This is a genomic window from Mesorhizobium sp. B263B2A, from assembly GCF_020165775.1.
Classification (GTDB): Bacteria; Pseudomonadota; Alphaproteobacteria; order Rhizobiales; family Rhizobiaceae; genus Mesorhizobium; species Mesorhizobium opportunistum.
On record NZ_JAIUIU010000012.1, the window covers coordinates 15,251 to 40,594 of the forward strand.

The window sequence follows — 25,344 nt, forward strand, 5'->3', positions numbered from 1 at the left end:
TAAGCCGGCGTAAACCCGCCTGATGAGAAAAGGGTTGCGCCGAAGCGCTTCGGCGCCCACATGAAGCCGCAACGCCTGCGGATGGGACGGACTGAAATATGCATCGCGTCATCATCAGCGGCATCGGCGCTGAAATCCCTGAAGCCGTCATCACGAATGAAGAGCTGGTCGAGAGCTTCAACAGCTGGGTCGACACGGAGAACGCGCGGCGCGAGCGCACCGGCGAGACCTTGCTGCAGAAGTCCGACAGCGATTTCATCGTCCATGCCTCCGGCGTGCGCTCCCGTCATGTGATCGAGCGCGAAGGCATTCTCGATCCGACCCGTATGACGCCGCGCATTCCGGCACGTCCGGACGATGCGCTGTCGCTGGAGGCCGAGTTCGGCATCGCCTCGGCCAGGAAGGCACTCGACCATGCCGGGCTGCAGCCATCCGACATCGACCTGATCATCTGTTCGGCCTCGCATCACCAGCGGCCCTATCCGGCGATCGCCATCGAAATGCAGGAGGCCCTGGGTACGAAGGGCGCCGGCTTCGACATGGGGCTTGGCTGTTCGTCCGCCGCGGCGGCGCTTCACATGGCCGTCAATCTGGTGCGCTCGGGCGCGCACAAGCGCATTCTGGTGACCACGCCGGAAATCATCACCGGCCATCTCAATTTCCGCGACCGGCAGACGCACTTCATCTTCGGCGACGCCTCGGTGTCGATGGTGGTGGAGGGGCTTGCCCAAGGCGAGAAGCGGCCGGGACGCTTCGAGGTGCTCGACACCCGCATCTGGACGCAAATGTCGAACAACATCCGCACCAATCTGGGCTATCACACCCGCACCGCCCAGGACGATCCCTACATGATCAACCTGGAAGGCAATTTGATCAAGCAGGTCGGCAACAAGGTGTTCAAGGAAGTCACCGTCGCCGGGCAAAAGTTCATCGTGGAATTCCTGGCCGAGCATGGGCTGACGCCGCAGGCGATCCGGCGCTTCTGGCTGCACCAGGCCAATGCGCGCATGAACGCGATGATTTTGAAGCTGTCCTTCGGCCACGATGTCGATCACGATCGTGCGCCGATGGTGCTGGAGCGCCTGGGCAATACGGCGGGCGCCGGCGCCATCGTGGCGCTGTCGGAGAACCATGCCGACATGAAGCCCGGCGATTTCGGCCTGATCTGCGCGTTTGGCGCGGGCTATTCGATCGGCGGTGCGCTGATCAGGATGCTCTGACGTCCAGGGCGCTCCGCCGCGTCAGGCTGGTGCGAAGGGCACCAGCATCGGCACTCGCCCGGCGTAATCGTCATAGGCGGTTCCGAGTTCTGTGCGCAGGAAACGCTCCTCGAGCTTGGCCTTCATGACGATGCCGATGGTCAAAAGGATGGCGCCGACGACGCCCCAGACGGTGCCTTTCGTCGCCATGGTGGCCAGGATTCCCAGGAGCAGTCCGGTGTAGATCGGGTGGCGAACGAGGCCGTAAGGCCCGGTGTCGATGACGCGGTGCTCAGCCTTGGCGGTGACCGTTCCCGACCACAGCCGGCCAAGGTGCAGCCGCGCCCACCATGAGAAGGCGAGGCCGATGGCGATCAGCGCGACGCAGGTCCAGGCCATGGCGAGGTTGGGAAACCACAGGCGAAAACGGCCGACATAGTTATGCGCCGGAATGAACAGCAGGATTGTGCCGAATATCAGCACGGCGCGGTACGGCGCCTCCGCCTGAAAGCCGGCGCGCTTCATTGCCGGGGCGGCCCAGAGCGCCGCGGCGGCCCACGATACCGCCCAGATCAACCAAAGCAGCGCGATTGCCGTGCCGGGGCGCATCACGAACCTCCGTCAATTTATCTGGACGTTACCATGAGGCCGGCTCGGCGCGGCAGCAATGCGGCGCTGGTTCCATTTCCAGTAAGAAGATCGTGATCCTCGTCCTCATTCACCCGAACAGCTGAACATCCACTGCACGCCAAAGGCGTCGACCAGCATGCCGAAAAAGGTTCCCCAATATTGCCTTGCCAGGGGCACGGTGATCCGTCCGCCTACGGCCATGCGGGCGAACAGCTCCCGCATGACGGCCAGGTCTTCGAACTCCAGCATCATTGCGGAGCCCTTCATCGGCTCCGCATCGTCATTGTCTGAGGCATGGAACAGGACACCCGGACCTTCAAACCGCGCATGCAGAATTTTTCCGCGCATCGCCTCGGTCCGCACCGGCATGTCGTCGCCCCAGCGCAGCAGGATCGCCCCCCGGCCAAGACCGCATTGTTCGTAGAAGGCCAATGCCGGTTCGCAGCCGGTGGTGAAGAACAGCGAAGGGGAGAGCCGCATCCTACCGCTCCTTGCCAGATCAGTGCGCGGCGGCGGTGGCGGCTGCGATGAGCGCGTCGCCTGAGTATTGCCTGTCACCAATGCCCCAGCCGCCGTCGGGCGCGTTGACGATGTTGATCCAGGTGTTTTCAGGTCTGTGGTCCGGCACGCAGAACTCGGCGACAATCGCGGCGGCGGCGGAGATGAAGTCCTTGCGGGCTTCGACCGAGCCAAGGCCGATGTTCGGCAATTTCAGCTCGACCATGACGACCGGCCGATTGGCGCCACCGGCATAGATGTGGTGAGGCGGCAAAATGTGGACCGTGCCGCCGACGATCGCGGTGAAGAAGGAATTGCCGGTGGCGCCGGAGGCTTCGATGAGGGCGGCGCTGAGGCGTGGCAGGATTTGGCGCTCTCCGGCCGGGGTCAGTACGCCTTCGGGGGCGGTCACGGTGATTGGCATTCGGGCTCTCCTCGTCCGCGGGTTGCACGGCCTTGCCGGTCGGATTGTCTTCCCGGCTTGCCATGTTTCGTATCGATTGGTACGTTATGCGTCGGAGGCGAGTCAACAGGTTTCGTATCGATCGCTATGGATAATTTGGAAAAGCCGCGCGGCGGCAGGCCGCGTGCGTTCAATGCCGATCAGGCACTGGATGCGGCGATGCACCTGTTCTGGGAGCATGGCTATGAGGCGACGTCGCTGGCCATGCTGCGCGAGGCGATGGGGCTGACGCCACCGCAGATTTACAACGCCTTCACCGACAAGGAGACCTTGTTCCGCAAGGCGCTGACGCGCTACCACCAGACCGAGATCGGCTTTGCGCTGGATGCGCTGAGCGCGCCGGTGCCGACGCGCGAGGCGATCCGGCGGTTGCTGCTCGGCGCGGCGGAGGCCTATTCCAGGCCCGGCAAGCCCGGCGGATGCCTGTTCGTCAGCGGTGCGTTGGCGGCCTCGCCGCAGGCGCAAGCCATTGCGGATGAACTCAAGGCCTATCGCAAGGCGAGCGAAGCGGCGATCGCGGAACGATTGGCCAAGGGCAGGGCGATGGGCGACTTTCCTGAAGCTCTCTTGGTCGAGGGCTTTGCCAAATACCTCGCCGGTGTCATGAACGGCATGTCGATCCAGGCGCGGGATGGCGCGTCGGTCGAAGAGTTGCGTATTTTGGCCCAAACCGCTCTTGCGGCTCTGCCGGCCGAAGGGCAAAACCAGGGCGCGTCATCCAAGGACTGAAGCCATGCTGGATCTCTTCCCCGAGGCCGAAAAGCCGGTCGAAATCATCCCGGCAAAGAAGCTTTCCGCACACGCGGCCGCTCTCTATGTCGCGCCGTCAGATCATTTCGAGACGCGTCCAGTGGAGGAGTTGCGGCTGGGCTTCGACGGCATATCGGGTGATTTCCACGCAGGCGCGACGCGACGCTCGGGCGGCCGCGAGCCCTGGTATCCACGCGGTACCGAAATGCGCAACGAACGGCAGTTGTCGATCGTGGCCGGGGACGAACTCGCCATCGTCGCCGAACGGATGGGCTTGGCCCAGATCAAGCCGGAATGGATCGGCGCCAATCTGGTGATCGAAGGCGTGCCGCATCTGTCGATGCTGCCGGCCGGCACGCTGCTGTTCTTCAAGGGCGGCGTGACCCTCAAGGTCGACGCACAGAACGGACCATGCCGCATCGCCGGCCGGTCGATCGCCGAACATGCCGGGATGGCCGACATCGAAGCCGGTGCGCTGTTGTTCCCGAAGGCGGCCAAGCGCCTGCGCGGCGTGGTCGCCTGGGTGGAAAAGCCCGGGACGATCAGGGCCGGCGAAGAGATTTCGGCGCGGGTGCCGGAGCAGTGGATCTATCCCACCTAGATCGGGAACGGTGCGGCTGCGCAGCCCTTGGCCGCCCCCCCGAGGCCCTGTCAGGCAGCCTTGCGGTTCTTCTTGGCGCCTTGCGCCATGATGGAAACCTCATCCCACTTTTCCCAGGTGGCGAGGCGGTTGGCGTATTCCTGGCGGATCATCGGCAGGCCGCCGTCGCCGAAGAATACCCTGAGCGGCGGCTCGGCGGCGTCGACGATGGCCAGCATCGCCGGGCCTGTCGCCTCGGGATCGCCGGCGACCGAGTTGGCGCGGCGCTCGGCCATCCTGGCGCGAGCGGGCGCATAGGCTTCGATCGCCTGGGAGACCTTGGCCGATGGGCCGGCCCAGTCGGTGGAAAAACCACCCGGCTCGACCAGCGTGACATGGATGCCGAATTCCGCGACCTCGATGCTCAGCGATTGGCTGAAGGCTTCCAGTGCCCATTTCGACGCGTGGTAAAGGCCGAGCGAGGCAAAGGCGTTGACGCCGCCGATCGACGAGATCTGGATGATGTGGCCGGACCGCTGCGCCCGCATGATCGGCAGTGCGGCCTGCGTGACCCAGAGCGCGCCGAACACGTTGGTTTCGATCTGGTCGCGAGCTTCCTGCTCGCTGACTTCCTCGATGGCGCCGAAATGGCCGTAGCCGGCGTTGTTGATGACGACGTCAAGCCGGCCAAAGCGCTTGTGCGCTTCGGCAATCGCGGCATCGACGGCTTTCTTGTCGGTGACATCGAGCTTTATCGCAGCGATGTTGTCGCCATATTCCTCGACGAGATCGGCGAGCGTGCCGGCATCGCGGGCCGTTGCGGCAACGCGGTCGCCACGTGCCAACGCGGCCTCGGCCCAGACGCGGCCAAAGCCCTTCGACGATCCGGTGATGAACCAAACCTTGTTTGTCATGATGTGGAATCCTTGCCCCTGCGGGCGCAATTTTCGGGTGAAAGCGGAGGCTTCTCCGCTTTCGGGCATATACGGCCTATCCCGCGATTTTCCAGAGGCGAGGGGGAAACTTTTTTGAATGAGATGTCTGGCGTCAGCGATAATTCACCGCACTCGACCACGCCGGATCGTCATGCTTTTGCCAATAGAGCGCCATCAGCCGGCTGGTGATCGGTCCGACCTTGCCGCCGGCGATCGCCGCGCCGTCGATCTCCGTCACCGGCATGATGCCCCCGGCGGTCGAGGTGATGAAGACCTCGTCGGCTTCGCGCAGCGCGGCGACGCTGACATCGGCGGCCGTCGCGGCAAGGCCTGACTCGGCACAGAGATCGAACACGGTGCGCCTTGTGATGCCCGGCAGCACGCCGATGGCCGGCGTCGACAATTTGCCGTCCTTGACGCAGAAGACGTTGAAGCCCGGGCCTTCGGCGACATTGCCGTTGAAGTCGAGAATGAGTGCGGTCTCGGCGCCGCGGTCGTAGGCGTCATAGAGCCCCTGAACCAGGTCGAGCCAGTGGTAATTCTTGATCGCCGGGTCGATCGAGGCCGGCGGAATGCGCACCTTGTCGCTGATGGCGACGCGCAGGCCGCGCCGCAACTGCTCGGCATTGGCGACGGAGCCGAACGGCACGGCGAACGCCATGAAGCGGTTGATCGCCTGGCGCGGGTCGCGGCTGAAGCTCGGCGAGGCGCCGCGCGTGCACAGCATTTCGACATAGGCGGCGCGATGGCCCGACAAGGCCACGCAATCGTGCAGGATCTCGGCCACGCCGTCGCGGTCGAAGGGTATCGTCATGCGCAGTTTTTCCAGCCCGCCGAAGAAACGGTCGAGATGCAAATCAAGGCGAAAGAAGCGGCCGTCCCAGACATGTACGGTGTCATAGGTGGCGTCGGAATGCAGGAACCCCCAGTCCAGCACCGATACCTTGGCTTGCGACATCGGCAGGTACTGGCCGTCGAGGTAGGCGATGCCGTCCGGATAGGAATGCGGGTCAACGTGATGCTCGCTGACCGCGGGCAGCGGCTTCGCACCCTGTTTTGCCGTGGTCTGGTCCATCGGGGCCTCCTCTCGCGCAACGGATCAGCAGGCTATCGGCGCCAAGGAGAAGGCATAGAGCCACCTGCCCGGCGCTGTTTGTCCTTCAGGACGATCCGGCCGTGCTGACGAGGTGGTTGCGACGTGTCATTCTTCCTCGTCGTCGGCATCGAGCAGGCGGGTGGCGCGCCAGCGGGTTAGCACCACGTTGGTCTGTTCGATGACGAAAAAACGCGCCGAGTCGCGGTCATAGCCGTCGGTCAGCAGTTTTTCGTAATCGGTGTGCATATGGCGGATATGGGCAATCGCGGCCAGCCACACCGCGATCGACGGCGGCAAGGTTTTCATATGCACCGAGCCGGCATCCGTACGGATCTTCTCCATGTCGGCGTACGGCGCCAGCGGCAGAAGCGCTGTCAACGCCTTGGCGATGGCGCGGCGGCGGCCTGTCGGCGCGGTCATCGCTGACCCCGATCGGATTCCTCTCGCCCTTCAACGGTCGCCTCGGCAATGGCATCGGTCGAGGCGAAGTAAGGCTTGATGTCGAGAACCGGCGTGCCGTCGAGCACGTCGATGGCGTCGAGATCGACGCGCCCGGTGGTGATGTCGAGTCCCACGAGCCGCGCCACATGCAGGCCGACCGGGTTCGGGCGGGCAGGGGAGCGCAGGCCGAATACGCCTTTGGCTTCAGCCGCATGGCGCGGTTTCTGCATAATCAGATTCCGCGGCGCGTGATGCAGCCAGGACAGGATGACGACGTGGCTGGCCCGCTCCAGGCCGCGCAGGCCTTCGCGGTAAGGCGCATCGATGGTGAGCATAGCGGGCTGTCCTGCCTCGCGCGCAGCGCGCATGTTCTTCGGGCAGTTTTCCCGCGTCGTCCATGGCGAGGTGATGCGGCCGATGAAGACGACGCCGGCATCGGGCGGCATTGCTGCCGGATTATGGTCCAGCCTCCGCTCGCCTTCTCGTGTCTCGAACATCTCACGCGGTCCGGTCATTCTACCCATCTCTTGCTGGTGCATGTAATCGCCCCAAAACCGTTGCGCACTTTTGGGCGATATGCGCCAGGAAATCACGCATGCGGCATTTTCTTGTCCGGAAGCGACATAGCGCTTGCAAGGTTTTGAAAATCGACATAAACATATGTTTATATCTTTTTCAAAGTGAATAGCTGAAAAGAATACGCTGATGCACGTCTCACTCGACACCATGGTGGACACATTGAAGGCGGCGGCCGAATCCAGCCGCCTGCGCATACTGGCATTGTTGTCGCGAGGCGACCTCACGGTTTCCGATCTTACCGAAATTCTCGGCCAGTCGCAGCCGCGTGTCTCCCGGCACCTGAAGCTCTTGCTGGAGGCAGGGCTGATCGGCCGCTACCAGGAAGGGTCGTGGGCCTTCTTTCGCCTGTCGGATGCGGATTCCGCGCGTGATTTCGTCATGGGTCTGGTGTCGGGCATTCGCGGCGCCGATCCGCAGGTCGAGCGCGATCTGGAGCGGCTGGCCTCGGTCAAGCGCAAGCGGCAGGATCGCGCCACCGAGTATTTCTCGGTGAACGCGGCGAGCTGGGACCATATCCGCTCGCTGCACGTGCCAGACCGCGCCGTCGAGGCCGCCATGCTGAAGCTGGTCGGCAAGCGACCGTTCCAGTCGATGCTCGATCTCGGCACCGGCACCGGGCGGCTGCTCGAAATCTTCTCGCCGCTCTACCGGCGCGGCATCGGCATCGACATGTCGCGCGAGATGCTGACTGTGGCGCGCGCCAATCTCGACAAGGCCGGCGTTTCGAATGCGCAGGTGCGGCAGGGCGACATCTTTTCGCCGCCGGTCGAGCGCGACGCCTTCGATCTCGTCACCATCCATCAGGTGCTGCACTATCTCGACGATCCGGCCCGCGCCATCCACGAGGCGGCGCGGCTGTTGCGGCCCGCTGGCCGGCTGGTCATCGTCGACTTTGCACCGCACACGCTGGAGTTCCTGCGCGAAGAGCATGCCCACATGCGGCTCGGCTTCTCCGACCGGCAGATCGGCGAGTGGTTTGCCGAGGCCGGCCTCGACCTCGAGGACGCCCAGGAGTTCGAGCCGCGCGGCGGCAACGAGGCCAGGCTCACGGTAAAACTCTGGCTTGGCCGCGACCGGCGCCTGCTGATCGCCGATCCCGCCAATGACAGTCAGCAGACCAAAGTGACCTCGATAGGGGAAATCGCCTGATGAACCAGTTCCGTTTTTCCCGCCGCCCCGACATTGGCGACAAGGTCCGGGTTTCGTTCGAATTCTTCCCGCCGAAGTCCGACGAGATGGAGGCAAGGCTCTGGGACACGGTCACGCGGCTGGAGCCGCTGAAGCCGAAGTTCGTCTCGGTGACCTATGGCGCCGGCGGCTCGACGCGTGAGCGGACCGCGCGCACCATCAGCCGCATCCTGCAGGAAACGAGCCTGACGCCGGCTGCGCACATGACCTGCGTGGATGCCGCCCGCCATGAGGTCGATGCGGTCATCCAGGAATTCGCCGACATGGGCGTGAAGCGCTTCGTCGCCTTGCGCGGCGATCCGGCCGCGGGCGTCGGCACGGCTTACCGTCCGCATGCGGACGGCTATGCCAACGGGGCTGAGCTGGTCGGGGCGCTGAAGAGCGCCGGCGACTTCGACATCTCGGTCTCGGCCTATCCGGAAAAGCATCCGGAAAGCCCTGACTTTGCCACCGACATCGACATGCTGAAGCGCAAGGTCGACAATGGCGCGACGCGGGCGATCACCCAGTTCTTCTTCGACAACGATCTCTACGAACGCTATGTCGAGCGCGCGCGCCGCGCCGGCATCTACATCCCGATCGTTCCCGGGATCTTGCCGGTGCACAATTTCACCCAGGTCGCTAATTTTTCGGCGCGCTGCGGTGCGCTGGTGCCGGCATGGCTGGCCGAGCGCTTCGACGGCCTGCAGAACGACCCGCAGACGCATGCGCTGGTGGCGTCAGCCGTGGCCGCCGAACAGGTGCTGGACCTGGTCGAGCGCGGGGTGGGCGACTTCCATTTCTACACCATGAACCGGGCCGACCTGGTGTTCGCGATCTGCCACATGATCGGCATCCGTTCGCATGAGGCCGAGGTGGCGGGGTCGGCCGCGGCATAGGCACGCTGAATAGCAAAAGGCCGGGTAAAAACCCGGCCTTTCGAATTGTCTGGACTATTTGGTGCTGGTCTTCCCCGGTTTGGCGGGTTCAGGGAAGGACGCCCATAATGAGGGCGCCGATGAAAGCAAACGCAGCACAGATCATCAATGCGTTGATTGGCCTCGTAAGTCCCATGACATAGCCTCCTCTTAAAGAGCTATGAGTGGGAGTCTAGGTTCATTTGTGCCACAGGCAAGCGGAAAATGTGCTGCATTGCGACGTAATTGTGGAATTTGCGACCCCGGTTTGCCGTTAGGCTTTGAAACTCCTGCGCAAAAACCCGCTGCAGGCCTGTGAATAAATTGTGGCGACGGCGTGTCGTTGCTGTGTCATGGCAGCGCTACCCTTTTGACAAATAGCCGCCCATCGATGGTGACAAGGCCAAGCCCGATCAACACCACGCCGCCGATCTCGAACAGTTCGAGCCGTTCCCCGAGGAACATGAAACCGAGCAGCATGGCGCTGGCCGGCACGACGAGCGTGACCAGCGAGGCGTTGGTGGCCCCGGCCGAGGCGACGAGGTTGAAATAGAGGATGTAGGCGAAGGCGGTGGACAGCAGCGCCAGCGCAAAGACGGCTGTCCATACCGGCGGCGAGGCCGAGAACAGGCCGGCCGGGCCATGGGCGAAGAGCACGATCGGGATCATGATGATGGTCGAGGCGGTCATCTGTCCGGTGGCGATGACCGGTGAGGGCACGCCCTTGAAGCGGCGTGCGACCATCAGGGCGACGCCATAGGACAGCGAAGCCCCGATCAGCGCGAATTTGGCCCAGACCGGGCCGCCGAGCCCGGCGAGCAGGCCTGGTCCGATCATCACCGCGGTGCCGGCGACGCCAAGCGCAATGCCGGCAAGCTTGTTCCAGGAGAGCTTCTCGTCCGATGTCAGCGCATTGGCGAGGATCAGCGTCCAGAACGGCGTGGTGGCATTGAGCACCGAGGCGACACCGGCGCCAAGTTTCGTCTGGCCGGCAAAGATCAGCGAGAAGGGGACGACGTTGTTGGTGAAGGCCAGCAGGAAGAACAGGCCGGCGTGGGGTAGGGCGAGGCGAAAGGAGGGGCCGCGCAGGCCGAGATAAAGCTGCAGCGCGATCGCGGCGATGGCGACGCGAAACAGCACCAGCACCAGCGGGTGAAGTTCCGCCACCGCTATGCGGGCGAAGAAGAACGAGCCGCCCCAGATCGCACCGAGCAGCAGCAATTGCCCCCAGTCGGCTAGCGTCATCGGTCCGCGTGGCGGTGCTGTCGCGGCCATTGCCATGTGAATCATCCTCCCCCAAGACGGGCTGAAATGCCGGTCTGAATCCCGACCGGTCAGGCAGATGGCATATCGGGTTCGGCGGCAAGAGCCACCCGAAACCTGATCGATGGCAAACGCTGCCCCAAAACTAGAGTCGCTGCGCCGGGCGCACGAGACACAGAATTGTTTTCATTGGCCGCTAGCTTGGATTAATTGTGCGCAGGCCGAAGTCGAGGATTCGTCAATGCAGCGATTCGAGAATGCCCGCGAGGCGGCCCTGGCACTTCGCCCGGACGATCCGGTCTATTGCTTCCGCCCGCAGGTGCTCAAGGCCGACGCCAGGCAGTTCATGGGCATGTTTCCCGGCAAGACCGCCTATGCGGTCAAGACCAATGGCGAGCAGATCGTGCTGAAGACCCTGGTCGAGGCCGGTGTCACTGCTTTCGACGTTGCATCGCCGGGCGAGTTTTCCGCCGTCCGCGCCGTCTCGCCCGATGCCGAGATGCTCTACATGCACCCGGTCAAGGCGCAGTCGGACATCAAGCTGGCGCTCGAGAAATACGCCATCCGCGTCATCTCGCTCGACCACGAGGACGAGATCACCAAGCTGACGCGCGTTGTGCGGGCGCTCGATATCGATCCGGGTGCGATCAGCGTGTTCGTGCGCATCCAGACGAAAGGATCGGCCGCCTACGAGCTGTCGAAGAAGTTCGGCGCTGGACCGGCTTATGCAGTCGAGCTCGCCGAGCGGCTGAACCGCACCGGCTACAAGGTTGGGCTTTGCTTCCATGTCGGCAGCCAGATCGAGGATCCCGACACCTATGAGCGGGCGCTGGCCTCGGCGGACTGGGTGCGCAACCGGCTGACCTTCGATATTGCCGGGCTGGATGTCGGCGGCGGTTTTCCCGCTGAATACGGCCACGATCCCAACCGCAAGCAGATCGAGATGCCGTCGCTCGGCCAGATCATGTCGCGGCTTTCCGGCGACCTGAAGGAGTACCAGTTCGACCAGATTCCATTGGTGGCCGAGCCGGGCAGGGTGATCGTGGCGCGCTGCCTGTCGCTGATCGTGCGGGTGCTGTTGCGCAAGGGCAAGCGGCTCTACATCAATGACGGCATCTGGGCGTCGCTGTCTGATTCATGGACCGGCAAGATCACGCTGCCGGCCCGTTTCATTCCCGATCCGGCGATCCGTTCGCGCAATGGCGAGGAAAAGAACATCGTGCCGTTCAAGGTCTGCGGCGCGACCTGCGATTCCGTCGACATCCTGTCCAGGCCGTTTTGGCTGCCGGAAACCGTCGACACCGGCGACTGGATCGAGATCGGCCATATCGGCGCGTACTCGCTGTCGCTAAGGACCCGCTTCAACGGGTTCTATCCCGACACCTTCGTCGAGGTGGCGACGCCGTTCGATGAGGGCGACGCGCCGCAGGGCTTTGCCAGTTTGGAGACGATGGCGGATTAGCGAATAGGGAATAGTGAGTAGCGAATAGGGCATTATCTTCCTCGCTACTCGCTACTCGCTACTCGCCATTCACAACTTTCCCAAAAGCTCGGGTGTCGGCCAGCCGTCCACGGGCAATCCCAGCCGCATCTGCTCCTTGCGGACGGCTTCGCGGGTGTTGGTGCCGAGGATGCCGTCGACCGTGCCGACATCGTAGCCCCTGGCTTCGAGCTTGGTTTGCAGTGCCTTCATCTGGTTGTTGTCGAGGCCTGGTTCGGGACTGCGCGGATCAAGCGGCTGTGCGCCGTCGAGCCTTGCCGCGAGGTTGGCCGCGGTCAGCGCATAGGTGAAGGACTGGTTCCATTCGAGATAGACGTCGAAATTGTCGTAGGTGAGGAAGGCCGGGCCCTTGCGGCCCATGGGCAAAGCGAGGCCAGCCTTGAGACCCTTGTCGACGAGCGGCGAGCCGTCGGGATTGGTGATGCCCCACTGCGCCCACTGTGTCAGCGGCAATTTGTTGGTGCGCCCGGTCTGGTCCCACGGCATCTCGTCGGGCACGCGCACTTCCTGGATCCAGGGCTCGTCGCGCTTCCAGCCGCGCGACAGCACCTTGTTGGCCGTGGTCATGATCACGTCGGGCACGCTGCCGCGCAGGTCGATCTTGCCGTCGCCATCGCCGTCGACGCCGCGGGCCAGATAGTCCGAAGGCAGGATTTGGGTCTGGCCGATCTCGCCGGCCCAGGCGCCGGTGACATCGGCCGGCAATACGCCGCGATCGATCAGCTCCAGCAGCGGCACGAGTTGCTGCCGGAACAGTTGCGGGCGGCGGCAATCATGCGACAGCGTGACCAGCGCGCTCAACGTGTGGAAATCGCCCTGCACGGCGCCGAAGTCGGTCTCCAGCGCCCAGAAAGCGGTGATGACCGGCGCCTGGACGCCGAACTGCTGGTCGGCGCGGGCGAAGATATCGGCGTACTTCTTCATGTTCGCCGCACCTTGCTTCAGCCGGTAGGCCGAGATCATGCGGTTTGAGAATTGAACGAAGGTCTGGGTGAAGACGCCCTGGGCGCGGTCGCGCGCCAGCGCCCTCTCGTCGAAGTTGGCATCTTCAAGCGCATCTAGGCCAACAGGGCCGACGCCTGCCGCCTTGGCCTCGGCCGCGACGCCCTGTTTCCAGGTTTCGAAGTCGCCGCCGCATTCCTGCGCCACCGCCGGCAAGGCCATGGCGCACAGGAACAGCGCCGCGAGGGCTTGAGAACGCAGTCGCATCGGCTTCCTTTCGAAACGAAGAGGGGTAATGTGGTGGCTTGCCGGTAAGCCCAACGCCCTGAATTACCGGCGGTTGCACTCATTACCGCTGGCTGTGTCGAAAAGCAGGCGGCAGGCCCGGTGTCAACGGTTCTTCTGCCGCAGCCCGTTATAGAAGGTGGTTCGTTGCCGTTGAACCCGGTTCAACGGAAACTCTGCTGGAGTGATCAATCCAGGCGGTGCTGCCGTTGAACCCGGTTCAACGGAAACTCTACTGGAGTGATTTGATCCAAGGCGTTGCTGCCGTTGAACCCGATATCAACGGGTGTTCTGCCGCAGCCACTTGTTCCAGGCGGCTTCGCTGCCGTTGAACACGTTGATGTCGGACTTGCCGGTCATGCCGGGAACGATGCCCGTGCCGGTGTACTGCCAGAAGGTGAAGGGGTGGCTGCCGTACTTCTCGCGCGGGTGGCCGGCGACGGAGCGCAGCCAGTAGGGATAGCCGCGGAAGGTCGACAGTTCGTTGTCGTCGAAGAAATCGACCGAGGTGTAGATGATCGGCTTCTTGCCGTAGTGCCGCTCGACGATTTCGAGGAAGGTGCTCATCTCCGCGCGCACCGTGGCCGCGTCCGGGCGCAGCCTGCAGGTCGGCGATTTCGGGTTCCATTCCATGTCAAGGACCGGCGGCATCGAGGAGCGGTCGACGGGGACATTCTGGATGAACCAGCGCGCCTGGACGGCCGCCGGCGTGCAGAAGTAGAAGAAATGATAGGCCGCGCGTGGGACGCCCGCGGCTCTGGTGCGCGCCCAATGCTCGTTGAAATATTCGTCGAAGCGGTCGCCGCCCTCGGTCGCCTTGATGAAGGCGAAGGAAATGCCGCTCGCCCTGGCTGCCGGCCAGTCGACCGAGGCCTGATACTTGGAGACGTCGGTGCCATGAACGGCATAATTCCACGGCGCCCCGCTGTCCCATTCATGCGGCTTGGAATCGCCGAAGCGCGGCGCGCGTACGGCGACCGTCGCGCTGCTGGATGGCGACAGTGGCGAGAGATCGTCCACGGTCGAGCAGGCGCCAAGCAGCGTCAGCATGAAAAGAGCCGCAAGACGGCGCATCACAACTTCCAAGCCGGATTCAGCCGGTCGCTGATGGGTCTGTGAATCGATGGCCGGTTTGGCCCCCTCCGAGCGATCGCCCCACAGCATCGCCCAGCATATCCATTTTCGTGCATATCGTTGTCCCAAAATCGCTGCGCAGCTTTGGGCGACACGCATCCATGTGATCGCCGATCATGGTTGATAATCGGTTGACGGCGCTCGACATGAGCTCCGATTTTGCGGAAGCAATGGCGGCAAATCGATGACATAAGGTTCGGGCGACAGCCTGGGAGGAAACAAATGCGGATCGTCGTCAAGATCGTCAAATGGCTGCTTGGCCTGAGCGTGCTGGCGGTCGCCGCTTTGTTTGCCTGGCTTTATATCGCGCCGCCGGAATTGATCCGCGTCGGCTCGGGCTACTCGGCCAAGATCGTCTGCTCCAATGTCTTCATAGCCGGGCGCGACCCCAACGAGGTGCTTGCCGTCGACGTGCAGGCGCCGGGCCATCCACTGCTGCGGCTGATGCGGGTTTCGGTCGACAAGAACCGCGGTACCGTTTCCGCTGGTTTGCTCGGCTTCCTCGGCAAGAGCGTCGCCGTCGCCCGCGACGGGCTGGGCTGCGCCTCCGTTCCGGACGGCGATGTCGGCAAGGCGCGGCGCACGGCCGTCCATGTCGAGCCCGCCGCGACCAGCCGGGACACGCTGTGGCCGGAGGGCGAGCGGGTCGACGCTTCACAGGATCCAGTGCTTAGCAAGCTGCTCGACGATGCGGCGCTGACCGGCGCCGGCATGCGGGCGATCGTGGTGGTCAAGAACGGCCGCGTCGTCGCCGAACGCTATGGCGAGGGGTTTTCCGCCAAGACGCCGTTGCTCGGCTGGTCGATGACCAAGACGGTGAATGCCGCCATCATCGGCACGCTGATCAAGGACGGCAAGATGACCATCGACAACAAGGGCCTGTTCGCGCCGTGGAAGACAGATGGCCGCGCCGCGATCAGCCTTGCCGACATGATGGCGATGTCGAGCGGGCTGGAATTCAACGAGGATTACGGCGACGTCGCCGATGTCACGCGCATGCTCTATCTCGAACCCGACATGGCAAGCTTTGCCGAATCCAAGCCGCTGACTGGCGAAGTCGGCAAGGTGTTTTCCTATTCGAGCGGCACGGCGGTGATGCTGTCGCGGCTCTGGCAGGACGCGATCGGCGACAAGGCCAAGGCGCTGACACTGCCGCGCAGCGCGCTGTTCGAGCCGCTCGGCATGCACAGTGCGGTGCTCGAAACCGATGAGCAGGGCACATTCGTCGGCTCGTCCTATCTCTACGCCACCGCGCATGACTGGGCGCGCTTCGGCCAGTTCCTGCTGCAGGGCGGCGTCTGGAACGGTAACCAGATCCTGCCGGCCGGCTTCGTCGACTGGATGCGCGAACCAGCACCGGCGTCCAATGTCTACGGCAAGGGCCAGTTGTGGATCGAAGCACCCGGCGACGAGGAGAAGCCTGGCGCTGGTGTCGCAGCGGGCCTGCCCAAGGACACTTACTGGATGCAAGGTCATGACGGGCAGACCGTCACCATCATCCCGTCCGAGCAGTTGGTGGTGGTACGGCTCGGCCTGACGCCTGCCAAGCTCGGCTACCGCCCGCGGACGATGGTGGGAGCACTGGTGAAGGCATTGCATTAGAACGCGGCGGGGCCGCCGGTCGCCTCAAAGTCCTGTCTATGCAGCCGTCGCCAAAGGCTTGGCGCGATCGACACGCGCGCGCTCGTCGGGCGAATTCATAACCGCCCAAAGATCGCTGCGGCGTTGGACGTTCAACCAGAAGTCCGGACTGTTGCCAAACACCCGCGCCAAAATGAGCGCAGTCGCCGCCGTCACACTGCGGCGGTCGTTGCACAATTCGTTCACGTGCTTGCGTTGAACGCCCATCGCGTCGGCCAAGGCTGCCTGTGTCAGGCCGAGCGGCTGCATGAATTCTTCCGAGAGAATTTCACCAACCGTTGCCGGCTTGCGTGCAGTCATCAACATGTCTCACCTCACTTATAACCGTGGTCGTCCAGATAGATGTCCGACGCCTCACCGCGGCCGCCATCCCAGCGGAAGACCAGCCGCCATTGCTTGTTGACGCGGATGGAATGGAAGCCTTCGAGATTGCCGCGCAACTTCTCGAAATGATTGCTTGGCGGCACGCGCAAATCCTGATCGACCATCGCGTCGTCAATCATCTGGAGCTTGCGGAACAAGCGGCTTTCGAGGTCGGACGGAAGATTGCGGGAGTGGGTATCTTCTACGAAGAAAGCCCGCAGCCATCCGTCCCTAAAGCCGACGATCATCACATGCTTTCAGCAGCATGGAGATAATGTACCACTCCTTGGGTCATCAGGCAATCTATCTTGCTGAGCGCGGTAGCTATCGTCTCACTGAGGGGATTGATCCCGATGGCTGCTATTTTTCAAATGGCGATCTTGATCACAGCCAGCCACGCGTAGCCGCGATAAAGGGTGCGAAAATGGAAGCTTGCATCGGTTCGCCGGGATTCCGATTCCAGCACCTCGCGCAACGACTCACGTGGCGTGACGTGGAATTTTCTGAGCCAGCCGCGCAGCAACGTCCGGAACCAGCCGGGTAGGCCTTCCTGCTGGCCGAAGTCGACGATATGCAGCGAACCGTTGGGGGCAAGCGCTGCCAGTGCCGCAGACACCGTCTTCTCCCAGCCGGGGATCATCGACAGCGAATAGGACACGAAGACGCGGTCGAAGCGTTCGGTTTCGAAGAGCGCGCCGGCATCGAAATCGGTGGCGTCGCCTCTTGCCAGCGTGACGCGGTTGGACAGGCCTTCGCGGTCGATCGCCTTGCCGGCCGTCTCCAGCATTTCGGATGAGATGTCGAGGCCGAAGAAGCGGGCGTCGGGATAGCGACGGGCGGCCAGAATGATGTTGCGGCCGGTGCCGCAGCCGAGTTCCAGCACGCTGCCGCCTGCCGGAACGTCCAGCCCCGCGATTAGCCGGTCGCGGCCGACCAAATAGTATTTGCGGGTCAGGTCGTAGATGTGGCGCTGCCAGCGGTAGACGCCGTCCATCAGCTCGGCATGGTTGGCCTTGAATTCGGGGCTGGCCGGCAGCTCCGTCGTGCTCATGCCGAGCGCTTCACATAGAGGTGGAAGCCGCCATAGATGGCGGAGCGGTCGCGGGCCGAGAAGTCGCGCGATGCCTCATTCTGGTAGTCCCACTGGTCGAGCAACGAAGTGGAGACGCGGCCCGGCAACAGGCTGGGCTCGGCGGCGGTGCGGAAGATGACGCGGGCGCCGGTGGAGGCAGTGCGGGTGATTTCTGACCACAGCGCATTGAGCTGGTCGTCGGTCATCCAGTCCTGAGCGTCGAGCAGGATGAAGCGGTCGACAGCGCCGGCGTCCTTGCCGGCCAGGAACTCGATCAGATTGGCGTGGTGGATGGCGACGCGATCGATGTTGCCGCGGATGGTGTCGTAGTTCTGCTTTTCCAGATAGGCGGGCAGGGCGGCCTCGCCGGGTTCGGGATAGCGGCGGGCGAAAGCCTGCCAGGCGAAATAATTGTTCTCCAAGGGAAAATCGCAGGCGAGCTTTTCCAGCCGGGCCTTCAGAACGCTGGCCATGGTGCCGTCGCCGGAGGTGATCAGGGAATCATACTGCGCCGGCGGGATGCCGAGGCCGAACAGCGAGGCCTTGCGCGAGGTCGCCCATTTCAAGAGTTTCCTGTCGAAGACCGGCGCCAGTTCCTCATTGAAGAAGCGGCGCTGTTCGCCGATGTTGCGGGCCTGCATGATGCCCGCTGGGTCGACGCCGAAGAATTTCGCCGTGCGGTGGCCCATGGCGATGAACAGGCCGAGCAGGCCGGTCTGGTAGAAATTGTGGTCGAAGACACCGATGCGCCTGATGCCGCGCCAGTTGCGGTGCTCCCAATAGTGGCGGCTGACCGGATCGAGATGCGGCGCGATGAAGCGGTCGTAGGCTTCCGAATTGTGGCGGGTGTCGGCGGCGCCGAAGAAGCGGAACAGATCGCCTTGCGAGGGCAGACGACGCACCGCCTCCAGCTTCATGCGGTTCAGCGCGATGTGGGCAGCGTTGAGGTCGACGGCGTCGACCCTTGCCGGCGAGCGGGTGAGGTAGGCCAGAATGTTACAGCCGCCCGAGGCGATGGTGACGACGCGGTGGCCCTGGCCAAGCTGCATGGCCTCCATGTCGACATCGGGGTCTTCCCAGATCTGCGGATAGACGAGGCCGGAAAACAGGAAGGCGAACAGCCGCTCGGAAATGCCGGCTTTCGAAAGCGGGCGGTTCTGGTAGATGGCCTTTCCAACTTCCTTGCCGCGGCGAAAAACCAGATCCGAGGAGACGTCCGTCATGGCCAAGTGATTCCCCATTTGCTTTGCCGCAAGCGGGTAACCCAGGGTCATGACAGGCCGGTGACAGTCGGTTGACGGGGGTTCAGGCCTTCAAATCCGATGAGGGGCGAAGCCGACGCGGCGCAGGCCCCGTTATCTCGTTGAGATAAAGCCCTTTGCGCTCTATGGGCGGCGTCGGGGAGATAACTACGCTTTTACAGCGTTAATTACCCAGAAATCCGAAGCCATGCTTCCATCGGTCAGATAAGCATATGGCATGAAGAAGTAGCCCTTCTTGCCGACACTGGCTCCCCAGGAATTTCTGATTTTGAAAAGGCTGGTTGCATTGTCGTATCCGACACACATCACGGCATGGCCACCGATTGCGCTATCGTTCGCGCCGGGCAGGGGAATGGTCGCCGGCCTGGGATTTTGAGAATACCAGCTGTCAAATACGGTGAATCCGAAGACAAACGGATATCCTGCCGCAAGGCAACCTCTCAGCTGATTGAGGATTGGGGTCAGCCGTTGATAGTTGGTAATGACATACTTGCTGGCGTCGTCATAGCAAGCCTTCTTGGGCTGGGTCGCCGGCTTTGAATTCTTGGGAAAAGGGCCGCCGTCGTAAGCGGCGGGCGTGTCGTCGTATGGCCATTCCGCTTCCGGGCAGGCTCCCTGTTTTTGCAGGGTTCTTATCCCGTCCCTGATCTGCGCTCCCGCGTCATTTGCGACATGGCCTTCGATCTTGCGCTCGTTGTAGTAGATAAAGAGTCGCGACGGCACGAAATCGGGCATCTGCTTGCTCTTCAATCGGTCAAACTGCACCGCACCGGCCAGCGCGTTGGCTGTACAGGATCCAATGCGGCCCTGATCATAGATCGGAAATTCTGGCTTGAGGTCCACTGCTGCTGGAAGTGCCTTCAATACAGGGAGTGGGGCGCTGTATAGTTGATCTCTCGGATCTGGAAGATCCCTTACCCACCCGAGGCCGCTGATTTTTCTTTCTGTCGGAGCCGTAGTTGACGTGACGTTCTTGGCCATGGAAATCTCCCCCTCCTGCCGTTCAAAATAATACGCTACATCGAAACGATATTTACTTCTATAGTAACCGGTTGCCTGCGGTGGTATGTTACTGTGGCTATGTGATAGAAATAATCATTATTTACAATAAAATATTGGCGCGCCTTAATGGTCCTATAGAGGCGATCACTTGCTTGTGATTTGTCATTTTTCTTCATAGATGCATCCTTATTTCAAGAGGGGATAAATGTCATGATCGCTGACCGTTCTTGGGTTCAGAGAAATCTTGGATTCGATCCACTCCGTGATCCACCGCCAGCGACAACTTTCGCTGTTCCATCTATCGCGAAGTCGAAGGGTACAGAGGATTTTCAGCGAGAGATCATAGAGTTCGACTCTGAATCTTCGTCGGGGCTGCAATTTCTTGCGTTTACAAAATCCACCGGCCTATCCCGATACAAGGACATTCCATGGCCGCAAGGGTTGGCTCCGCAGACAGCCGGCAACGCAGGCGGTAGCAGCGGCGGTCCTTTGCCCAAAGCGGATGTCCTGGTGGTGACCTGGACCGTCGATGAAGGCCACGCCTTGAGCCGGGTACTTACCCCGGGCAAGGACAGCCGCGACGACTATCTTTCCTATACTCATCGATTTGCGGAAATTTCCAAGAACATGCGGCCTGGGTGCCCAGCCCTTCAAGCCAAGCGTCTCGGGGCCTATTGGATGACAACCATCGGCGGGAAATCCGTCGTGGTTTTTAAGTCCGATTCCCATATGTCACAAGACGGTCCGAAGGTACCGAATATCGAAGTCTGGCGGCAGATCATCGAAGAAGTCGCACCCAAGCTGGTGATCACGACCGGAACTGCGGGCGGTATCGGTAAGCAATTCGAGGTCGGTGATGTCGTGGTGAGTGCGCTGGTTCGCTTCGATTGTCTTGCCAAATTCAAGAAGGAGCCGTTTGCGGGCCTTCATTATGCAAGCGCTGTTGCCGATACCAAATACTTCGCCAAGGCACGGCAGCTGTTCAAAACCAACGCATCGCAGCTGCCGCAAGACAACACCCGGGTGCCCAAGATTTTTGTTGCCGCGCCAAGCGCGCTGAGATCGTGCGTGGTCACGACCGATTTCTTTGGCTTTGACACCTCCGATAATCATTACCACCTCCAGGGCCTTGGAGCTGTTTCGGAAATGGGTGACGCCATCCTTGGATTGGTCGCTTCGGAAATGGGCCCCGCGGCGCCGCGCTGGCTCGCGATCCGGAATGTTTCCGACCCTCAGATCAAGGCGGACGGTTTGACGCTCAAACAACAAGCCACTATGGCCGCGCAAATCTACAAAGGTTTCGGACGGTGGAGTTCGATCTGCAGCGCGGTCACCTGCTGGGCCAGCATCGTCGCCGAATAGACGGCGATGAAAGCGGTGGGGAAAGGTGGGCCCGATTAACGGACTCAGCCCTTGCCAAACCCACCCGGCGTCGGTGTCGTCAGGATGACGGCCTCGCCGGCCTCAAGCACCGTCTGATCACAGGCCTTCAACGTGTCGACGCGACCATCCTTGCGACGCACCTTGGTCGAGCCGACCTCACCATCACCACCACCGTCCAGCCCTTGTGGCGGGCGGTTGCGGTGCGAGGACAGGATCGCGCATTCCATCTTTTCGAGGAAGCGGATGGTGCGTTTGGTGCCGTCGCCGGCGCTCCATTTGCCCGTGCCGCCAGAGCCTTCGCGGATGTGGAAATCCTCCAGCACCACGGGAAAGCGCAGTTCCAGCACTTCCGGATCGGTGAGCCGTGAATTGGTCATGTGGGTGTGGACGCCGGAGGTGCCGGCAAAGCCGCGGCCGGAGTTCATCTGGCCGGCCGGCGAGCCGGAGCAGATCGTCTCGTAATACTGGTACTGCTTGTTGCCGAAGGTCAAATTGTTCATCGTGCCCTGCGCATTGGCCATCGCGCCCATGGCGCCGAACAGCGCGTTGGTGACATGCTGCGAGGTCTCGACATTGCCGGCGACGACGGCGGCGGGGTAGGCGGGCTTCAGCATGCAGCCATCGGGAATGATGATGTTGATTGGCCGCAGGCACCCGGCATTCATCGGGATCATGTCCTCGACCATGACACGGAAGGCATAAAGCACCGCCGCACGGGCGACAGGCTCGGGTGCGTTGAAGTTGTTCTTCATGACCGGCGACGTGCCGGTGAAGTCGACTGTCGCCTCGCGTTTTTGCCGGTCGACCGATATCTTCACCTTGATGATCTGGCCGGTGTCGGTCGGGTATTCGTATCGCGACGTGCCGGGCAGCCGTTCCAGCACGCGGCGCACGCTTTCGGCGGCGTTGTCCTGGACATGACCCATATAGGCCTCGACGACATCGAGGCCGAAATGCGCGACCATCTTGCGCAGTTCGGCGACGCCTTTCTCGTTGGCGGCGATCTGCGCCTTGAGGTCGGCTATGTTCTGGTGCGGGTTGCGGGCCGGATAGCGGTGGTCGGTGAGCAGCGTCTGCAATTCCGTCTCGCGGAACTTTCCGCGGTCGACGATGCGGAAATTGTCGAACAAGACGCCTTCCTCGTCGACCGTGGTGGCGAGCGGCGTCATCGATCCGGGCGCTGTGCCGCCGATATCGGCGTGGTGGCCGCGCGAGGCAACGTAGAAGAGGATTTCCTCCCCCCTTGAGGGGGAGGTGCCGCCGAAGGCGGCGGAGGGGGTCGCCGAGGCAGTGCTCGACGTTCTTGCGGTGCCTTCTGAGAGGACCCCACCCGGCCGCTGCGCGGCCACCCTCCCCTCAAGGGGTAGGGAAAATACCGGCGTCACCACGGTGATGTCAGGCAGATGCGTGCCGCCATTGTAAGGGGCGTTCAAGGCAAAGACGTCGCCGGGGTGGATGTCGCCGGAGTTCAGCCGGATGATGGTCTCGACCGAACGATCCATCGAGCCGAGGTGCACCGGCATGTGCGGCGCGTTGGCGACCAGCGCACCGGTGTGGTCGAAGACGGCGCAGGAAAAATCCAGCCTTTCCTTGATGTTGACGGAGTAGGCGGTGTTCTGCAGCGTGACCCCCATCTGCTCGGCGATCGACATGAAGAGGTTATTGAAGACCTCCAGCATGACCGGGTCGGCTTCAGTGCCGAGCGCTGCCTGACGGCGCTTTCTTTCGATGCGGCGCAACAGCACATGGTTCCTGGCGGTGATCTCGGCCTGCCAGCCCGGCTCGATGACGATGGTCTGGTTCGGCTCGATGATCAGAGCGGGACCGGCAATCCTGTTGCCCGGCTTCAGCGCCTCGCGGCGGAAAATGCCGGATGGACGCCATTCTCCCTCGGTGAAGATTTCGCGGCTCTGCGAAGGGCTTAAGGCGAGATCCTCGGTTTCTGAATCACTTTCGTCGCGGCCTCCGCCGCCGGTGTCGGTGCCCTCGACGCCGACTGTCTCGACGATCATCGGCTTGTCGTCATAGACGAAACCGAATTGCGCCTTGTGGGCGATCTCGAAGTCGCGCTTCGCCTGGAAAATCGAGTCACTTTCGAAATTCACCGGCAGCGTCGTGTCGGTGCCGTCGTAGCGAATGTGCAGCACCGGCCTGGCGGCAACCGCGTTCTCGGCGATGCCTTGCGCAGCGAGTTCGGCAATGACGGTGTTTCTCAAATTGGCAATGAGGCTACCAATCTCGGTTCGGGACTCCTCCGCAAGCGGCTTGAGCAGCGCCTGCTGGCGCGAGGCAAAGACGGACGCCAGGCCGATGCCATAGGCCGAAAGCAGGCCGGAGAAGGGGTGGATCAGCACCGCCTCCATGCCGAGCGCGTCGGCAACCAGGCATGCGTGCTGGCCGCCGGCGCCGCCAAAGCAGTTGAGCAGATATTCGGTGACATCGTAGCCGCGCTGCACCGAGATCTTCTTGATGGCGTTGGCCATGTTCTCGACGGCGATGGTGATGAAGCCTTCCGCGACCGCCTCGGGCGAGCGGCCGTCACCGATCTCGGCGGCAAGTGCGCTGAATTTCGCGCGCACGGCCTCGACGTCGAGCGGCTGATCCTGGCCGGGGCCGAAGATCGCCGGGAAGAAATCGGGCTGCAGCTTGCCCAGCATGACGTTGGCGTCGGTGACGGCGAGCGGCCCGCCACGCCGATAGGCGGCGGGGCCGGGATTGGCGCCGGCTGAGTCCGGGCCGGCACGAAAGCGGCCGGCCTCGTAGTGCAGGATCGAACCGCCGCCGGCGGCGACGGTGTGGATGCGCATCATCGGGGCGCGGACCCGCACGCCGGCGACTTCGGTGTCGAAGGCGCGTTCATACTCGCCATCATAGTGGGCGACATCGGTTGATGTACCGCCCATATCGAAGCCGATGACCTTGTCGAAACCGGCGGATTTCGCTGTCTCGACCATGCCGACGACGCCGCCGGCCGGACCCGACAGCAGCGCGTCCTTGCCCTGGAACATGTTGGCGGCGGTGAGGCCGCCAGAAGACATCATGAACATCAGGCGGGGGGATTGGTCAGTCTCTTCCGCCGCACCCAGTTCTCTTGCCACCTTCTGCACATACCTCGACAGGATGGGCGACAGATAGGCGTCGACCACGGTTGTGTCGCCGCGGCCCACCAGCTTGATCAGCGGCGAAACCTCGTGGCTGACCGAGACCTGGCTGAAACCAAGCTTGCGGCAGACTTTTGCCACCGCCTTCTCGTGATCGGGATATTTCCAGGCATGCATGAAGACGATGGCTACGGCATCGATGCCGTCGGCCCTGGCCTGTTCGATCGCCGGCCGGCAAGCGGCGATGTCGAGCAGCCGTTCGACGCAGCCATCGGCCAGCACGCGCTCGTTGATCTCGATGACGCGCTCATAAAGCTGTTCGGGAAGGATGATCTCCTTGGCGAAGATGTCCGGGCGCGCCTGGTAGGCGATCCTGAGCGCATCGCGAAACCCCTTGGTGATGAGCAGGAGCACGCGGTCGCCCTTGCGCTCCAGAAGCGCATTGGTAGCCACCGTGGTGCCCATCTTGATGTCGCCGATCCGGCCGGGCGGAACCGCGGCGCCAGGTTCAAGCCCGAGCAGGTCACGGATGCCCTGGATGGCGGCATCGGCATAGGCTTCCGGATTCTCCGAAAGGAGCTTGCGCGGATGCAGCCCCCCTTGCGGATCTCGGCCGACGACATCGGTGAATGTGCCGCCGCGGTCGATCCAGAAGTCCCATTTCGCGGCCATGGCGGCTGTCTCCGGCATTTTTCGTTTCCAGCTTTGTTGTTAATGCGCCATGGCATCGGCGGCAACGCATCCCGTTGATGTTACACGCGGAAACGCAACGTTACGAAACTCATGGCGATGTGATGCATTTTCCCTTCGACCGTTCACTGCAACGTGAACGTGTGTTGAAGGAGAGATGTTATGAAAAAGCTCATTCTTGCGTCCGTGTCCGCGCTTGCCCTGCTGGGCGTCGCGGCCTGCAGCGACAGCGGCACAGGCACAGACAACACCACCACGCAGAGCACCAATCCGCCGGCCTCCGAGCCGATGAAGCCAGCGGCCCCGGCCGATAATTCGACCAAGCCTGCCGAACCGGCTCCGGCAACGCCTGCTCCTGCGCCCGCGCAGTAGCTTGTAAGCAGTAAGTGTCTTGGGAGAAAAGGCCGGCGTCATGCCGGCCTTTTGTCGTGGAGTCGATCGTCGAAACCG

Annotated in this window: 25 protein-coding genes; 9 read left to right on the top strand and 16 right to left on the bottom strand. The window is 62.6% G+C overall.

The window, feature by feature from the left end; genetic code table 11:
• Window positions 1-98 precede the first annotated feature (98 nt).
• Entirely contained in the window at window positions 99-1,220 is a 1,122-nt protein-coding gene (locus LB568_RS19120; RefSeq protein WP_013894632.1) for a beta-ketoacyl-ACP synthase III, read from the top strand.
• A gap of 21 nt (window positions 1,221-1,241) precedes the next feature.
• Here the strand turns inward: LB568_RS19120 and LB568_RS19125 are convergent, their stop codons facing one another.
• From LB568_RS19125 to LB568_RS19135, 3 genes are all read right to left on the bottom strand, one after another.
• On the bottom strand, window positions 1,242-1,808 hold the full coding sequence (locus LB568_RS19125; RefSeq protein WP_013894633.1) for a methyltransferase family protein: 567 nt from the start codon (window positions 1,806-1,808) through the stop codon (window positions 1,242-1,244).
• 105 nt (window positions 1,809-1,913) lie between these two features.
• Window positions 1,914-2,309, bottom strand: a complete 396-nt coding sequence (locus tag LB568_RS19130) for a VOC family protein (RefSeq protein WP_224730992.1) — start codon at window positions 2,307-2,309, stop codon at window positions 1,914-1,916.
• Window positions 2,310-2,328: 19 nt separating this feature from the next.
• Complete coding sequence (locus LB568_RS19135; RefSeq protein ID WP_013894635.1) at window positions 2,329-2,751, bottom strand: hypothetical protein; 423 nt, start codon at window positions 2,749-2,751, stop codon at window positions 2,329-2,331.
• 126 nt (window positions 2,752-2,877) lie between these two features.
• Here LB568_RS19135 and LB568_RS19140 point away from each other — a divergent pair, with 126 nt between their 5' ends.
• Window positions 2,878-3,519, top strand: coding sequence for a TetR/AcrR family transcriptional regulator (locus LB568_RS19140; RefSeq protein WP_224730993.1), 642 nt, complete (start codon window positions 2,878-2,880; stop codon window positions 3,517-3,519).
• A 4-nt stretch (window positions 3,520-3,523) separates the two neighbouring features.
• Entirely contained in the window at window positions 3,524-4,141 is a 618-nt protein-coding gene (locus tag LB568_RS19145; protein ID WP_023765158.1) for an MOSC domain-containing protein, read from the top strand.
• Window positions 4,142-4,191: 50 nt separating this feature from the next.
• On the opposite strand, the gene LB568_RS19150 is transcribed toward LB568_RS19145, so the two are convergent.
• The 4 genes from LB568_RS19150 to tsaA all read right to left on the bottom strand — a co-directional run bounded on the left by LB568_RS19150 (window position 4,192) and on the right by tsaA (window position 7,107).
• On the bottom strand, window positions 4,192-5,034 hold the full coding sequence (locus LB568_RS19150; protein ID WP_140576400.1) for an SDR family oxidoreductase: 843 nt from the start codon (window positions 5,032-5,034) through the stop codon (window positions 4,192-4,194).
• Between the two features lie 133 nt (window positions 5,035-5,167).
• Complete coding sequence (locus LB568_RS19155) at window positions 5,168-6,130, bottom strand: D-amino acid aminotransferase (RefSeq protein WP_224730994.1); 963 nt, start codon at window positions 6,128-6,130, stop codon at window positions 5,168-5,170.
• Between the two features lie 126 nt (window positions 6,131-6,256).
• Window positions 6,257-6,571: a DUF2293 domain-containing protein gene (locus tag LB568_RS19160; RefSeq protein WP_224730995.1), complete on the bottom strand. Its 315-nt coding sequence runs from the start codon at window positions 6,569-6,571 to the stop codon at window positions 6,257-6,259.
• The gene (tsaA, locus tag LB568_RS19165; protein ID WP_224730996.1) at window positions 6,568-7,107 is read right to left on the bottom strand and encodes a tRNA (N6-threonylcarbamoyladenosine(37)-N6)-methyltransferase TrmO; all 540 of its coding nucleotides are present in this window, start codon (window positions 7,105-7,107) and stop codon (window positions 6,568-6,570) included. The genes LB568_RS19160 and tsaA overlap by 4 nt, the downstream gene beginning before the upstream one ends.
• A 190-nt stretch (window positions 7,108-7,297) precedes the next feature.
• Between tsaA and LB568_RS19170 the strand changes: the two genes are divergently transcribed.
• Complete coding sequence (locus tag LB568_RS19170; protein WP_140576406.1) at window positions 7,298-8,320, top strand: ArsR/SmtB family transcription factor; 1,023 nt, start codon at window positions 7,298-7,300, stop codon at window positions 8,318-8,320.
• Entirely contained in the window at window positions 8,320-9,237 is a 918-nt protein-coding gene (gene metF / locus LB568_RS19175) for a methylenetetrahydrofolate reductase [NAD(P)H] (protein ID WP_013894643.1), read from the top strand. The genes LB568_RS19170 and metF overlap by 1 nt, the downstream gene beginning before the upstream one ends.
• 369 nt (window positions 9,238-9,606) lie before the next feature.
• Here the strand turns inward: metF and LB568_RS19180 are convergent, their stop codons facing one another.
• Entirely contained in the window at window positions 9,607-10,536 is a 930-nt protein-coding gene (locus LB568_RS19180) for a DMT family transporter (RefSeq protein WP_013894644.1), read from the bottom strand.
• A gap of 223 nt (window positions 10,537-10,759) precedes the next feature.
• Here LB568_RS19180 and LB568_RS19185 point away from each other — a divergent pair, with 223 nt between their 5' ends.
• Entirely contained in the window at window positions 10,760-11,980 is a 1,221-nt protein-coding gene (locus LB568_RS19185) for an alanine racemase (protein ID WP_013894645.1), read from the top strand.
• Window positions 11,981-12,049: 69 nt separating this feature from the next.
• On the opposite strand, the gene LB568_RS19190 is transcribed toward LB568_RS19185, so the two are convergent.
• Together LB568_RS19190 and LB568_RS19195 are read right to left on the bottom strand one after the other, a co-directional pair.
• Window positions 12,050-13,228: a lytic murein transglycosylase gene (locus tag LB568_RS19190; protein ID WP_013894646.1), complete on the bottom strand. Its 1,179-nt coding sequence runs from the start codon at window positions 13,226-13,228 to the stop codon at window positions 12,050-12,052.
• Between the two features lie 297 nt (window positions 13,229-13,525).
• The gene (locus LB568_RS19195) at window positions 13,526-14,320 is read right to left on the bottom strand and encodes a GH25 family lysozyme (protein ID WP_140576414.1); all 795 of its coding nucleotides are present in this window, start codon (window positions 14,318-14,320) and stop codon (window positions 13,526-13,528) included.
• 282 nt (window positions 14,321-14,602) lie between these two features.
• Between LB568_RS19195 and LB568_RS19200 the strand changes: the two genes are divergently transcribed.
• A complete protein-coding gene (locus LB568_RS19200) occupies window positions 14,603-15,982 on the top strand; it encodes a serine hydrolase domain-containing protein (protein ID WP_140576415.1) in 1,380 nt (459 codons plus the stop codon).
• Between the two features lie 36 nt (window positions 15,983-16,018).
• Here the strand turns inward: LB568_RS19200 and LB568_RS19205 are convergent, their stop codons facing one another.
• From LB568_RS19205 to LB568_RS19225, 5 genes are all read right to left on the bottom strand, one after another.
• Window positions 16,019-16,327: a HigA family addiction module antitoxin gene (locus LB568_RS19205; protein ID WP_013894649.1), complete on the bottom strand. Its 309-nt coding sequence runs from the start codon at window positions 16,325-16,327 to the stop codon at window positions 16,019-16,021.
• Window positions 16,328-16,335: 8 nt separating this feature from the next.
• Window positions 16,336-16,632: a type II toxin-antitoxin system RelE/ParE family toxin gene (locus LB568_RS19210; protein ID WP_140576417.1), complete on the bottom strand. Its 297-nt coding sequence runs from the start codon at window positions 16,630-16,632 to the stop codon at window positions 16,336-16,338.
• Between the two features lie 119 nt (window positions 16,633-16,751).
• The gene (locus tag LB568_RS19215; RefSeq protein WP_224730997.1) at window positions 16,752-17,435 is read right to left on the bottom strand and encodes a class I SAM-dependent methyltransferase; all 684 of its coding nucleotides are present in this window, start codon (window positions 17,433-17,435) and stop codon (window positions 16,752-16,754) included.
• Window positions 17,432-18,730: a DUF3419 family protein gene (locus LB568_RS19220; protein ID WP_224730998.1), complete on the bottom strand. Its 1,299-nt coding sequence runs from the start codon at window positions 18,728-18,730 to the stop codon at window positions 17,432-17,434. Before LB568_RS19220 ends, LB568_RS19215 begins: the two co-directional genes overlap by 4 nt.
• A 135-nt stretch (window positions 18,731-18,865) precedes the next feature.
• Complete coding sequence (locus LB568_RS19225; protein WP_224730999.1) at window positions 18,866-19,699, bottom strand: C1 family peptidase; 834 nt, start codon at window positions 19,697-19,699, stop codon at window positions 18,866-18,868.
• Between the two features lie 231 nt (window positions 19,700-19,930).
• On the opposite strand from LB568_RS19225, the gene LB568_RS19230 reads away from it, so the two are divergent.
• On the top strand, window positions 19,931-21,082 hold the full coding sequence (locus LB568_RS19230) for a hypothetical protein (RefSeq protein ID WP_013894653.1): 1,152 nt from the start codon (window positions 19,931-19,933) through the stop codon (window positions 21,080-21,082).
• A 44-nt stretch (window positions 21,083-21,126) separates the two neighbouring features.
• Here the strand turns inward: LB568_RS19230 and LB568_RS19235 are convergent, their stop codons facing one another.
• Complete coding sequence (locus LB568_RS19235; RefSeq protein WP_224731085.1) at window positions 21,127-24,876, bottom strand: hydantoinase B/oxoprolinase family protein; 3,750 nt, start codon at window positions 24,874-24,876, stop codon at window positions 21,127-21,129.
• 180 nt (window positions 24,877-25,056) lie between these two features.
• On the opposite strand from LB568_RS19235, the gene LB568_RS19240 reads away from it, so the two are divergent.
• The gene (locus LB568_RS19240) at window positions 25,057-25,266 is read left to right on the top strand and encodes a hypothetical protein (RefSeq protein WP_013894655.1); all 210 of its coding nucleotides are present in this window, start codon (window positions 25,057-25,059) and stop codon (window positions 25,264-25,266) included.
• Window positions 25,267-25,344 lie beyond the last annotated feature (78 nt).